General features: G+C 66.8%; 12 protein-coding genes. 4 read left to right on the top strand and 8 right to left on the bottom strand.

The window, feature by feature from the left end:
- Nucleotide 1: 1 nt before the first annotated feature.
- The 3 genes from IB257_RS00060 to IB257_RS00050 all read right to left on the bottom strand — a co-directional run bounded on the left by IB257_RS00060 (nucleotide 2) and on the right by IB257_RS00050 (nucleotide 4,517).
- On the bottom strand, nucleotides 2-829 hold the full coding sequence (locus IB257_RS00060) for a xanthine dehydrogenase family protein subunit M (protein ID WP_119451809.1): 828 nt from the start codon (nucleotides 827-829) through the stop codon (nucleotides 2-4).
- A complete protein-coding gene (locus tag IB257_RS00055) occupies nucleotides 826-3,228 on the bottom strand; it encodes a xanthine dehydrogenase family protein molybdopterin-binding subunit (protein ID WP_175163642.1) in 2,403 nt (800 codons plus the stop codon). Before IB257_RS00055 ends, IB257_RS00060 begins: the two co-directional genes overlap by 4 nt.
- 185 nt (nucleotides 3,229-3,413) lie before the next feature.
- The gene (locus tag IB257_RS00050; RefSeq protein ID WP_054459047.1) at nucleotides 3,414-4,517 is read right to left on the bottom strand and encodes a TRAP transporter substrate-binding protein; all 1,104 of its coding nucleotides are present in this window, start codon (nucleotides 4,515-4,517) and stop codon (nucleotides 3,414-3,416) included.
- Between the two features lie 403 nt (nucleotides 4,518-4,920).
- On the opposite strand from IB257_RS00050, the gene IB257_RS00045 reads away from it, so the two are divergent.
- Genes IB257_RS00045 through IB257_RS00030 form a run of 4 tightly spaced genes read left to right on the top strand, consistent with a single transcriptional unit; the run spans nucleotide 4,921 to nucleotide 8,400 of the window.
- Nucleotides 4,921-5,235, top strand: a complete 315-nt coding sequence (locus IB257_RS00045; protein WP_054459045.1) for a non-heme iron oxygenase ferredoxin subunit — start codon at nucleotides 4,921-4,923, stop codon at nucleotides 5,233-5,235.
- Nucleotides 5,236-5,237: 2 nt separating this feature from the next.
- On the top strand, nucleotides 5,238-6,536 hold the full coding sequence (locus IB257_RS00040; protein ID WP_192491686.1) for an NAD(P)/FAD-dependent oxidoreductase: 1,299 nt from the start codon (nucleotides 5,238-5,240) through the stop codon (nucleotides 6,534-6,536).
- Between the two features lie 38 nt (nucleotides 6,537-6,574).
- Nucleotides 6,575-7,864: an aromatic ring-hydroxylating dioxygenase subunit alpha gene (locus IB257_RS00035; protein ID WP_119451812.1), complete on the top strand. Its 1,290-nt coding sequence runs from the start codon at nucleotides 6,575-6,577 to the stop codon at nucleotides 7,862-7,864.
- A gap of 17 nt (nucleotides 7,865-7,881) precedes the next feature.
- The gene (locus tag IB257_RS00030; protein WP_054459037.1) at nucleotides 7,882-8,400 is read left to right on the top strand and encodes an aromatic-ring-hydroxylating dioxygenase subunit beta; all 519 of its coding nucleotides are present in this window, start codon (nucleotides 7,882-7,884) and stop codon (nucleotides 8,398-8,400) included.
- A 77-nt stretch (nucleotides 8,401-8,477) separates the two neighbouring features.
- On the opposite strand, the gene IB257_RS00025 is transcribed toward IB257_RS00030, so the two are convergent.
- From IB257_RS00025 to IB257_RS00005, 5 genes are all read right to left on the bottom strand, one after another.
- Nucleotides 8,478-9,098, bottom strand: a complete 621-nt coding sequence (locus tag IB257_RS00025) for an N-carbamoylsarcosine amidohydrolase (protein WP_119451813.1) — start codon at nucleotides 9,096-9,098, stop codon at nucleotides 8,478-8,480.
- A gap of 30 nt (nucleotides 9,099-9,128) precedes the next feature.
- Nucleotides 9,129-10,178: a 2,5-dihydroxypyridine 5,6-dioxygenase gene (locus tag IB257_RS00020; RefSeq protein ID WP_054459034.1), complete on the bottom strand. Its 1,050-nt coding sequence runs from the start codon at nucleotides 10,176-10,178 to the stop codon at nucleotides 9,129-9,131.
- A gap of 30 nt (nucleotides 10,179-10,208) precedes the next feature.
- Entirely contained in the window at nucleotides 10,209-11,033 is an 825-nt protein-coding gene (locus IB257_RS00015; protein ID WP_054459033.1) for an alpha/beta fold hydrolase, read from the bottom strand.
- Between the two features lie 20 nt (nucleotides 11,034-11,053).
- Nucleotides 11,054-12,016, bottom strand: a complete 963-nt coding sequence (locus IB257_RS00010) for an amidohydrolase family protein (protein WP_059378445.1) — start codon at nucleotides 12,014-12,016, stop codon at nucleotides 11,054-11,056.
- A gap of 249 nt (nucleotides 12,017-12,265) precedes the next feature.
- The coding region (locus tag IB257_RS00005) for an NTP transferase domain-containing protein (RefSeq protein WP_192491685.1) at nucleotides 12,266-12,767 on the bottom strand (502 nt) is incomplete at its 5' end.

The following is a 12,767-nucleotide window of genomic DNA, read 5'->3' as shown; positions in this document are numbered from 1 at the left end:
GTCAACCCAAGGCCTGCGCCAGGCAGCGCGTCACCGCGGTCCCGTGCAGCTTGCGATGGTGTTCATCCTTGTCCTGCATGACCCCGGCCAGCTCGCTGGCCAGCAGCGCTTCATCCAGGCCCGCCAGCCCCTGCTGCGCGATGCGCGCGGCCAGTTGGGGCAGCAATCTGGGCGCGCCGTCCAGGGCCCCCACCGCGATGCGCGCCGTCTTCGAGGACGGATCGAACCACGCGGCGCAGCTGGCCTCGGCGAACTCGCCGGTCTTGCGGCAGAACTTGTAGTAGCCCCAGCGCGCCTGCGGCCCGGCTTCCGGGATGTGCACGGCGGCGATCAGCTCGTCTTCGCGCAGCCCGGTGGTATAGGCGCCCTGCATGTAGTCTTCCGCCGGCAGCATGCGCACGCCGTCCGGCCCCGCGATCTCCAGCGTCGCGCCCAGGCCGACCACGGTCAGCACCCAGTCGGCCGCCGGATCGGCATGCGCCAGGCTGCCGCCCAGCGTGCCGCGGTTGCGGATGGCGCGATAGGCGATGCCCGGCGCCACCTGCTGCATGGGCGTGCCGCGCAGCAGTTCGTGCACGCCGTCCTCGATCTCGGCATGGGTCACGGCCGCGCCGACGCGCAGCTTGCCATTCTGGCGCGACACCGTGCGCAGTTCGGACAGGCCGGAAATGTCGATGACGACGGGCGGACGCGCCAGGCGCAGATTCAACATGGGGCCTAGCGATTGGCCGCCAGCCATGAGCTTGGCGCGGCCCTCGTGCCCGCGCAGCGCCCGCAAAGCGTCCTGCAGGGTGTCCGGGCGGGAGTATTCGAATGCAGCGGCCTTCATGCCGTCACCTCCGTGGCGACGGTTGCGGTCTTGCGGCTGCCCTGAGCGATGGCGGCCAGCACCCGGGTTGGAGACAGCGGCGTGCGCAGCAGTTCGACTGCGCCCAATGGCCGCAGCGCGTCGTTGACCGCGTTGAACAGCACCGCCGGCGGCGCGATGGCGCCGCCCTCGCCCATGCCCTTGGCGCCGAACTCCGTATGCGGCGACGGCGTCTCGAAGTGGTGCAGGCGCATGTTCGGAACCTCGGTGGCGCCTGGCAGCATGTAGTCCGCCAGGGTCGAGGCCAGCGGCTGGCCGTTGTCGTCGTAAGGTGTTTCCTCGTAGAACGCGGTGCCTATGCCCTGGGCCACGCCGCCTATGGTCTGGCCTTCGACCACCATGGGATTGATCATGGTCCCGCAGTCCTCCACCACCACATAATCCAGAATTTCCACGCCGCCCGTGCCCGGGTCCACCGCCACCACCGCCGCATGGGTCGCATAGGTGAAACAGCCGGTGTCGACCTTGGGCTTGTAGCCCACGGTGACTTCCAGGCCAGCGGCGTCCACGTCGGGCGGCAACAATTGCGGCCGCAAGTACCAGGCGTCGGCCACGTCCTTGACCGACACCGACTTGCCGCCGGCTTCCAGCCGGTCGCCGTTCCAGGTCACACTGGCGGGATCGGCCTGCAGCAGATGCGCGCCGATATGCGTGAGCCGCGGCAGCAGGCGTTTGCAGGCCTGCGACACGGCGCCGCCGGACATCACCAGCGAACGCGAGGCGTAGGTGCCGGTGGAGAACGGCGTCTGACCGGTGTCGCCATGCAGCAGCTTGATGCTGGCCACGTCCACGCCCAGGATTTCATTGGCGATCTGGGCGAAGGTGGTCTCCATGCCCTGCCCGTGCGAATGCACGCCGACCCGCAGTTCCAGCCCGCCGTCCGGCGTGACCCGCGCGGTGGCTTGGTCAAAGCCCGGTATCACGGGCGTGCCCCAGGCCGCGAACACCGAGGTGCCGTGCGCGGCCTGTTCGGTGTACGTCGCCAGCCCCACGCCAATGAGGCGGCCGTCGGCCTCGCCCTGGCGCTGGCGTTCGCGGATCGCGTCCACCCCTATCATGTCCATGGCCTGTTGCAGGCTGGCGGGATAATCGCCGCTGTCCAGGTGCTTGCCGGTGACGTTGACGTAGGGCATCTGCTCGCCCTGCACCAGGTTTTCCTGGCGGATTTCCCAAGGCTCGCGTCCGACCTCGCGGGCGATCGCGTCCATCGTCAATTCCATGGCGAAGCACACGCCCGTGCGCGCCACGCCGCGATACGGCACGAAGCCCGGCTTGTTGGTGGCCACCGCCCGCGTCACGCAGCGATAGCCCTTGAATGCATACGGTCCCGGCAGGTTGCCGATGGCCTGGCCCGGTTCCAGGCCGATGGTGAACGGCCAGACCGAATAGGCCCCGCCGTCGATGGTGATCTTGGCGTCCAACGCCAGCAGCTTGCCGCGGCGATCCGCATAGGCCACCATTTCATAATGGTGCTCGCGCGAATTGGCGCCCGCGGTCAGGTGTTCGCGGCGGTCTTCGATGAAGCGGAACGGCTTCTTGAAGGTTTTGGCCAGCCAGGCTACGCACAGCTCTTCCTGCTGCAGCACGCACTTGTAGCCGAAGGCGCCGCCCACGTCCGGCGACACCACCCGCACCCGGCCCTGCTCCAGGTCCAGGCACTGGGCCAGCACGCTGCGGATCATATGGGGCACCTGGGTCGCGCTGACCACCACCAGCTGGTCGGCCTGGTGGTCCCAGTAGGCCAGCACCGCCTTGCCTTCCATCGGCACCATGCATTGCCGCGACAGGTCGATTTTGCGGCGCACGACCACGTCCGCCTGCGCTGCCAGCTCATCGAACTGCTTGTCGACATTGAGGGTGACGAAGACGTTGTCGCGCCACTGCTCGTGCACGAAATCGCCCTGGGCCGCCTGGGCGCTGACGACGTCCGCATACACCGGCAGGTCGTCGTAGTCGACCTCGATCATCTCGGCGTAGTCCTCGGCTTCGGCGCGGGTCGGCGCGAACACCATGGCCACGGGCTCGCCCACGAAGCGCACCTTGCCCGAGGCCAGCGGCGGCTGGGCCGACACCTGGTAGCTGGGCAAGGTGGAATCCGCCACGATGTCGCGCGCATCGGCCATGGCCTGGCGCACAAACGCCTTGTCCGCGATCTGCTCGGCCACGCGCACCGAAGCGATGCGCGCATGCGCCAGCGGACTGCGCAGGAAGGCCACCTCGCAGAGACCGGGCATGGCCATGTCGGCCACGAAATTGCCCTTGCCGTGCAGATGGCGCGCGTCCTCCTTGCGCGGCACCCGCGCGCCCACTCCCTGCGGCTTGCCTGGCCGGCCGTGCGTATCGGCGTTTGCTGTCGTCATGACTACCCTTTATCTCCTGTTAGTGTCCTGTCCCGTAGATGCGCCCGCCTGGCGAAATTCCTCCACGAGCATCGGGGCTAGGCGCAAACCGCAGCGATACCCGAAGGTATCGCGAGGATTTGCAACGACGCCCTGACGTTCATGGGGGGATTTCGTGCGGGCGTATCTGCGGGGCAGGACACTGGTTATTTGGCCTGGGCCTTCGCCACGGCGGCGAAGGTGTAGTTGTCCAGCGGGCTTTCAGCCACACGGAACCAAGCCGCCTGCTCGGCCTGGAATTTCTTCCAATCGGGGAAGATGGCGGCGAAGTCCGGGTTCTTGGCCGAGAGTTCGGCCCACAGTTCCTGCGAGGCGTTGTACGCCGCGTCCATCACTTCCTTGGGAAAGAAACTGACCTTGGCGCCGCCGGCAATCAGCTTGCGCAGCGCCAGCGGATTGCGCGCATCGTAGTTGGCCAGCATGCGCATGGTCTGCTCGCCGGCCGCCGCCTCGAACGCTGCCTGGTAGGCCGGCGGCAGGGCTTCCCATGCCTTGTCGTGCACCATGCTGGTGATCGAGGCGCTGCCTTCGAACCAGCCCGGCGAGTAGTAGTACGGCGCCACCTTGTTGAAGCCCAGCTTCTCGTCGTCGTAGGGGCCGATCCATTCGGCCGCGTCGATGGTGCCCTTTTCCAGCGCGGGATAGATGTCGCCCGGCGGGATCTGCTGCGGCACCGCGCCCAGCTTGGACAGCACCATGCCGCCGATGCCGCCGATGCGCATGTTCAGGCCCTTCAGGTCGGCGACCGACTTGATCTCCTTGCGATACCAGCCGCCCATCTGCACGCCGACGTTGCCACAGACGTGGTTGACGATGTTGTACTTCTTATAGAGCGCGCGCAGCATCTTCAAGCCGCCGCCGTAGGCGATCCAGGCGTTATGCTGGCGCGCGCTCAGGCCGAAGGACAGGCCGGTGTCGAAGGTCAGGGCGGTGTTCTTGCCGATGTAGGCCGTGCTCAGCACGTGGTTGCATTCCACCGTGCCATTGCTGACCGCGTCCATGTTCTGCGCCGCGGGCACCAGTTCGCCGCCGGGAAAGGCGCGGATCTCGAACTTGCCGTCGGTCAGCTGCGCCACGCGCTTGCAGAGTTCTTCGGCCGAGCCGTAGATAGTGTCCAGGCTCTTGGGCCAGCTGGTGGACATGCGCCAGCGCACCGACGGCGCGGATTGCGCGACGGCGGGCATGCCCACGGTGGCGAGGCCCGCGCCGGCTGCGCCGGCGGCTTGTGCGAGGAAACGGCGTCGTTGCATTCATTGCTCCCGATCTGGTTCGATTGAGTCCCCTTGGACCCGCCTCAACTCATGCCAACGCCACTCGCGTACATCCGAAAAAAACGTTAGCACACTGAATTGTTGATCAGCATACTGACAGTAATTTTGAGTGTCAACAAGGTAAATCCCCACTGCCGACGCCCGCGAAACGCCTGGGTTTCCACTCATTCCGGCGGTTTTTTTTCACGGGTCCGAGGGCTATTTGCGGGTACTCCTTACATATAGCGGACGGTCGCGATTGCGCACCGCGAACGCCGTGCATAATAGGCCCGCGCCGCCGCCCTTCGACCCGCCGCCTGTCGGGGAAATCCCTAGCTCCTGACTTGTTTTTTTAGGCAGTACACTGACGACAATTACTCAGCATACTGACGAGCGAGTTGATATGAACTGGATCCGCATTGCCTCTACCGACCAACTGACCGAAGACGACGAGGTGATCCCCGTCGCCGCCGGCGAAAAGCAGCTTGCGCTGTATCGCATCGAAGGCGAGTTCCACGCCTCCGACAATGTCTGTACCCACGCCTACGCGCTGCTGTCCGACGGCTATCTGGAAGACGGCTGCATCGAATGCCCGCTCCACCAGGCCAAATTCGACATCCGCACCGGCCAGGCCATGTGCGCACCCGCCACCACTGGCATCCGCATCTATCCGGTCAAGGTCGAAGGCCAGGACATCTATGCCAACCTGCAAGGCTGACCATGGCTGACGCAGATCCGATCCTCATCATCGGCGCCGGCCAGACCGGCGCGGTGGCGGCGGCCACGCTGCGCGGCCTGGGCCATGCCGGCCCCATCACGCTGATCGGCCAGGAAGCGCACGCGCCCTATGAGCGCCCGCCCCTGTCCAAGGACGTGCTGCAAAGCCCCGGCGCGCATGGCCAGACCGCTGTGCACCCCCAAGACTTCTATGCGCAGCAAGGCGTCACCCTGCTGACCGGCATGCAGGCCTTGCGGATCGACGCTGCCAACCGTCTGGTCGAACTGGCCGACGGCCGCAGCCTCCCCTATAGCCGCTGCCTGCTCGCCACCGGCGGGCGGGCGCGCGAACTGCCCAGCCTGCCGCGCGGCACGCCGGGCGTGCATTACATCAGGACGCTGGACGATGCCGCGGCGCTGCGCGCCGCCCTCGCGCCGCAGGCGCGCGTGGCCGTCATCGGCGGCGGCTTCCTGGGCCTGGAGGTGGCGTCCACTGCGCGCGCCCTGGGCGCCACAGTCACCGTGCTGGAAAGCGCGCCCCGCTTGCTGGAACGCGTGCTGCCCGCGGCCCTGTCGGATTGGCTGGCCGAACGCGCCCGCCACGCCGGCGTGGACCTGCGCCTGGACGCGCGCATCGCGCGCACCGACTGGCAGCCCCATGCGGATGCCGCTGTGCGGCATCAGGCGCGCTTCAATATAGAACTGCAAGACGCTTCCTCTATCGAGGCCGACGTCGTGGTGGTGGCCATCGGCCTGGTGCCCGACGTATCGCTGGCCGCGCAAGCCGGTCTGGCGCTGGATCCCGCCAATGGCGGCATCGCGGTGGACGCCGCCTGCCGTAGCAGCGACCCAAATATATATGCGGCCGGCGATTGCGCCAGCCAGCACCGGCGTCACCTGAACATGGCGCTGCGGCTGGAATCCTGGCAGAACGCCAACGAACAGGCGCGCGCGGCCGCGGCCGGCATGCTGGACCAGCCCGCGCCGGCCGAGCCCTATCCGTGGTTCTGGACGGACCAGTATGGCTGCAACGTACAGATGTTGGGCCTGCCCCAGCCGGACCTGGTCTATGCCTGCCGCGGCGTGCCCCAGGCGCAGGCCGAGGCGCCCAAGTTCATCTGGCTTGGCCACCGCGACGGCGTGCCGGTGCATGCCATCGCCATCAACGCCGGCGGCGACCTGCGCCAGCTGCGCGTGCTGTTCGAACAAGGCATCGCCATCGATCCCGAGCGCTATGCCGACGAGACCGTGGCGCTCAAGCCGCTGGTGAAAGCCTGCCAGCAAAACGCCGCCGCGTCCTGACCCCACCATTACCGCCCCCGCATCGACAGGAGCTTTTCATGTATCAATCGCAAACCGTCATCGGCCTTACGATGGCGTCCAAGGACACCGCCCTGGCCGACTGTGTCTGGCCGGAAGACGCGCTGCACTACATCCCCGACTGGGTCTACACCAGCCGCGCCGTCTACGACCAGGAAGTGGAAAAGATCTTCCACGGCAAGACCTGGAACTACGTGGCCCTGGAAGCCGAGCTGCCGAACCCGGGCGACTACAAGCGGTCTTATGTGGGGCCGACCCCGGTGGTGGTGTCGCGCGCCGAAGACGGCTCGGTCAATGTGTTCGAGAACCGCTGCGCCCACCGCGGCGCGGAGTTCTGCCGCCACAGCCAGGGCAACGCCAAGGAATTCGTCTGCCCCTACCACCAGTGGTCCTACGACCTGAAGGGCAATCTGCAGGGCATCCCCTTCAAGCGCGGCGTGAACCGCGAGGGCGGCATGCCCAAGGACTTCAAGAACGAAGACCACGGCCTGCGCAAGCTGCGCGTCACCACGCGCAACGGCGTCATCTTCGCGTCCTACAGCGATGAGGTCGAACCCATCGAGGAATACCTGACACCCGAAATCCTGGCCGATTTCGACACCGTCTTCCCGGGCAAGAAGCTCAAGATCCACGGTTACTACCGCAACGAGCTGCCGTGCAACTGGAAGATGTATCACGAGAACCTGAAGGATCCGTACCACGCAACCCTGCTGCATTCGTTCCTGGTGGTGTTCGGGCTGCTGGTGGCGGGCAACAAATCCGCCATGCTGGTCGATCCGGTGCATGGCCGCCATGGCACCATGGCTTCAGCCAAGAGCGAGGACAAGTACGCCAACGTCAGCGAAGAGAACAAGAAGGAAATGCGCTCCTTCCACGACGGCCTGCACCTGCAGGACGACCGCTTCCTGGAGTTCGTCAAGGAATTCGACTCGCCCTGGTCGGTCACCATGCAGACCGTCTGGCCCAACCTGATCGTGCAACGTGAAATGAACACGCTGGGCGTGCGCCAGATCGTGCCCAACGGGCCCGACAGCATGATCATGCAATGGACCATGTTCGGCTACGAGGACGACACGCCCGAGATGGAGCGCCATCGTCTGCGCCAGGGCAACCTGATGGGGCCGGCGGGCTTCCTCGGCCTGGAAGACAACGAAGCCATGAAGTTCGTGCAGGAAGGCGTGCGCCGCGCCAGCACCGACGTCAACGTGCTGAAGCTGGAGTCCGGCAAGCAAGGCACCTCCAACACGCTGATCTCGGAAGCTGCGATCCGCTCCATGTACAGCTATTACCGCAGCGTGATGGGCTTCTGAGGCAGGAACCAGGAAACATGAGAACCCGATTCGAATACTCCCCCCGCAAGATCGATCCCGCGCGCGCCATCGCGCTGCGACTGGAGATCGAGGAATTCCACGCCGACTACTGCGCCGCCCTGGACGCGGGCCAGGTCGAGGCCTGGCCGGACTTCTTCACCGAGGACGGCCTGTACCGCGTCACCGCGCGCGAGAACGCCGAACTGGGCCTGCCCGTCGGCCTGGTGTACTCCGAAGGCCGCGCCATGATGCATGACCGCGCCGTGGCCATTTCTCGCACCCAGATGTTCGCCCCGCGCTACATGCTGCATCTGGTCAGCAACACCCGCGTCATCAGCGAATCCGCGGATGGCGAGATCGAGTCCCAGGCGGCATTCATGCTGATGCAGACGCTGGTGGAAGGTCCCACCACCCTGCACCTGGCCGGCACCTACTACGACCGCTACACGCGGCAGGACGGCGTGCTCAAGCTGAAGGAACGGCAGGTGGTGTATGACACCACCATCCTGGCCAACGACCTGGTCTATCCCGTCTAGAACGCGGAAGAGCAATGTAAAAAAAGGGTTGCGCCACGGGGCGCAACCCTTTTTTTGTGCCGGTCTGCGGCGCCAGCTCAGGCCTGCGTAGCGCGCATGGCTTCGTCCCGCGTCAACACGGTGGCGTACTTCTGCTGCATGTCGAAGAGGTTGGCGTCATGCGGGCCGATGGCGCGGTCGCCCACGCAATCCGACACCACCAGCGGCCGGAAGCCGTACTGCATGGCGTCCACCACGCTGGCCCGCACGCAGCCGCTGGTGACCGCGCCCGCCACCAGCAGCGTCTGCACGCCGCGTTGCGACAGCCAGGCCGCCAGGCTGGTGCCGAAGAACGCCGAAGGCACCGTCTTGCGCACCACCAGTTCGCCGGCCGCGGGCGCAAGCTGCGGCACGATGGCGCTGTTGTGGTCCGCTTCCTTCAGGGTCAGCATGCCCGGCACCTTCAAGGTGAAGATGTTGTGGTCCGCGTCGTCGTCGGCGAACACGATGCGGCTGTGCGCCACCGGCCAGCCCTGCTTGCGCGCATGCGCCAGCAGGCCTACGGTCTGCTCGATGGCCTGGGGGATGTTGCCGCCGCCGAACACAGCCGGATCGGCAAAGCCGTTGACCAGGTCCACGATCAGCAGGCCATAGGGCGCCTTGGGCGCCATCGCCGTGCCGAAACCCTGGCGCGCGTAGGCCGAGATATCGTCATTCATGTAGGGAACTCCTAGTACGGTGATTGCGTGCTAAGCCTGGAGGCCGGCACCGTCCAGCACCTTGCCCTGGCGCACCACGTCCTCCCCGTCCAGCCGCACCGTGCAGGCGCGCAGGGGGATGTCGATGTGGCAGGTGGTGGTCCGGTTGCCGCCGGCCTCGTTGTTGGGACCCAGCGAGAACAGGAAATTGCCCTCGTAGGCGCGCGCGTCCATGCCTATGGTGGCCTCGCGGTCGTACAGGCCCAGCGTGGTCCAGTGCGCGCGCGGTTGCAGGCCCCAGCCTATGTGCGAAATCGCGTAGGCTTCCGGGTCCTTGAACGAGGCCACGTACTCGCGCAGCAGTTCCGCGTCCACGCCGCCGTCGATGCGCGTGGCGTAGCCGTTCTCGACCGTCAGCTCGATGGCCGAGCGCACGTAGAGCTTCTGCGGCAGCAGGATGTCGCCGACGTCGATCACGATCTTGCCGTTGGCGCCGCCTTCGTTCGGCCAGGTCAGCACGAAGCCGCTGGGCCAATGGTCCCAGCGCCCGGGTTCGTCGACGAAGCCGTATTCGCTGATGGCCGGGAACTCGCCCAGCGGGCAGCGCAGGTCCGTACCCGCCTCGGATACCACGCTCATCTCGCGCGCCGCGCCGATGCGCGCGGCGGCCGCCTTGACCCGCGCACGGTCGGCCTCGGTCGGCACCAGCCGCGCCAGCACTTCCGGCGGCTCCACCGCCAGCAGGATCTTGGTGCCGGTCGCCAGGATCTCGTGCTGTTCCGGAGAGAACAGCAGCGTCATCAGGTCCAGTACCAGGTCGCTTTCCTTCAAGGCCGCAATGGCGGCCTTGTTGCCGGTCAGCGGCGTGGTGCCCAGGTAGGCCAGCGAGTCCCGGCTCAGCGCCCGCTCGCCATTGACGGGCGGCAAGTCCAGGCGGTTCACGATGGCGCCCATGGCTTGCGTCGCGATCAGCGCCGTCGCCAGGGTTTGCGGATGGGTGGCCGCGCTGGTCAGCACCGTGACGGTCTGCCCCGCTTGCAGCTTGGACAGGGTCAGCACCTGCTGCCAGGCCTTCACCATTTCATAGTCGCTTATAGGCATGATGCCCTCCTTGCTTGACGGTCGCGCGCTTCAGCCGCGCGCCAGCGGCGCGCCCAGGAAATCGCCGAAGGCGGCATAGAAGCCTTCCTCGTTGTCCCACGGAATCATGTGGCCGGCGGCGGGCACGCGGTGGTGTTGCGTGCCGGGCGCCAGCCGTTGGATCTCGGCCACGTCGGCGTCCAGCACCACGTCGCCCCGCTCCGCCGTGATCAGCAGCACCGGCACGTCCAGGCGCGGCAGGTCGGCATGGATGTCGTCGCTCTGGAAGGCCTCGAAGCTCTGGATGATGGCGCGCTCGTCGCAGGTGTGCAGCCATTCGGCGCGCAGCTGGCGCTGCTCCTCGGTCCAGGTCGGGCAGAACGCGCGCATGGCCTCGGCGTCCATGCCGTGGCGCGCCTGCGCCATGGAATCGACGTACCAGGGCAGTTTGGCGGGATACGGCCGGCGGCCGGGACCGGACACCGGCGGGTCCACCAGGACCAGGCGGCTCAGTCCTGCCGGCTTGCCGCGCCCGGCGCGCACGCCGATGCGTCCGCCCATCGAATGGCCAACTACGCTGTAGCGCGCCAGGCCCAGCGCCTCTGCGAAGGCCAGCACGTCGGCGGCTTGCGCGTCCAGGCTGTAGTCCAGCGTCGCGCCGGCTGCGGACAGGCCGCGACCGCGCACGTCCAGCACATAGGTGTCGAAGGCGGCCCCGAAGCGCTCGCCGACGAAGCCCCAGGTGACCGCCGGGCTGGTGATGCCCGGCACGATGATGACCGGATCGCGCCCCGCCCCACGTTCGCCGCCGTAGCGCAGGTAATGCTGGCGGATGCCGTTGGCATGGACGTTGCCGCCGTACAGGAAGTTGCTCATGTCGGTCTCCCGGGCTGGACTCAGAGTTTGAACAGGCGTCGCGCGTTGCCGTTGCAGATCAGTTCGCGGGTCGCGTCGTCCATCGGCGTCTGCTCGATGAATTCCACGGCCAGCGCGGTCGATTCGTAGGGATAGTCGACCGAGAACATCACCGCCTCGCGGCCCATTTCGGCGATGGCGGCCATCAGCGTGGGAGGCGAACAGACCCCGGACGTGGTGATGAGGATGTTGCTGCCCAGGTATTCGGAAGGCGCGCGCGCCAGCTTGATGCCGTGCGAATAGACCGCGAAGCGGCTGTCGAAGCGCCAGCGCAGGAACGGCAGGCCTTCGCCCATGTGGCCCAGGATCAGCTTGACGGCGGGGAACCGGTCGAACACGCCGCCGAACAGCAAACGCAGCGCATGGGTGGCGGTTTCGACGCCCCAGCCCCAGCATGCCCCCACCAGCTCGGGGTGGCCCGAGTAGGCCTGCGGAATGACGTAGGGATCGGACGGGTGCAGGTAGACGGGCACGTCCAGCTCCTGCACCTTTTCCCAGAACGGGTCATAGGCGCGGCCGTCGTAGTACACGCCATTGGTGTGGCCGTTGATCAGCGCGCCCTTGAAGCCCAGCTGTTTGACGCAGCGCTCCAGTTCTGCGGCGGCGACCAGAGGATCGTGCATGGGCACGGTGGCGAAGGCGCCGTAGCGCGTCGGGTGGCGGGCCACCTGCTCGACCAGGAAATCGTTGTTCTCCTTGGCGCGGCGCAGCGCGACGGCGGCGTCGGCTTCGGCCTGCACGCCCGGCCCGGTCTGCGACAGGATGACATAGTCGATGCCGCCGCGGTCCATTTCGCCCAGCCGGACTTCGTCGAAATCCACCAGGCGCGCGGCCAGGTCGGCCAGCACGGCGGGATCGATGTGCTGCGCGAAGCTCTTCGAATAGTCCTTGAATCCGACCGCGGTGTAGTGCTCCTCAAACGCGATCTTGCGTACTTTGCTCATTCCCCTACTCCCAGTTTGATGGCGCGGACCCTGTCCTGCCACGGCGCGTCAGCATTGTTTATCAGTACACTGACTATTACATCGGAACAACCGGAATCGTGCGCAGCCGCTTTCCCATTGGGAAAAGCCCTGCGAGGGCTTCCGAATTTACGTCAGTATACTGACTTTATAGTCAGCGTACTGACAAATTAGGGAAATCCCGAAGCGCAAAAAAAAGGCCGCCGCGGCGGCCTTGCCCGCAGGCGGCGTTCAGCCGTCTTCATCCAGGTCGGCAGGCGTGTCGACATCGCGCAACACCCCGGGATCATCGACGGGGACCAATTGCAGGCCTGGCCCTTTGAGCAGCCGCCGCGCGCCTTCGTCCCCGCTCAGCGCGGCGAGTTGCGCCAGCAGGTCTCCGCGGAATCCCACCGGGTGGCCGCGATGCCCCTGGTACGAGGGCGCGGCCATGGGCGCATCGCGCAGCGCCTCCAGCACGCTCGCCAGGCTGGCGCGCTGGATCCAGGGCATGTCGGCCAGCGCGACCAGCACCGTGGCAGGCGTGCCGGGCAGGCCCTGCAAATACTGCGCCGCCGCGGCCAGACTGGCGCCCATGCCCTCCTCTGCCCGGTCGGTCTCCAACACCACGCAGTCTTCGGCCCGCAGTAATCCGGCCAACGCGGCGCTGCCGGGCCGCACCACGGCGACGACCATGTCCACCGCCGCGCGCAGCGTGCGCGCGCTGGCCGCCGCCACGCGCGCGCCCTGCGGC

This window comes from Achromobacter sp. ACM03 (genome assembly GCF_014851665.1).
GTDB lineage: Bacteria > Pseudomonadota > Gammaproteobacteria > Burkholderiales > Burkholderiaceae_B > Achromobacter > Achromobacter aegrifaciens.
The sequence above is the reverse complement of the archived record's forward strand: the minus strand, read 5'-3'. Positions and strand labels throughout refer to the sequence as shown.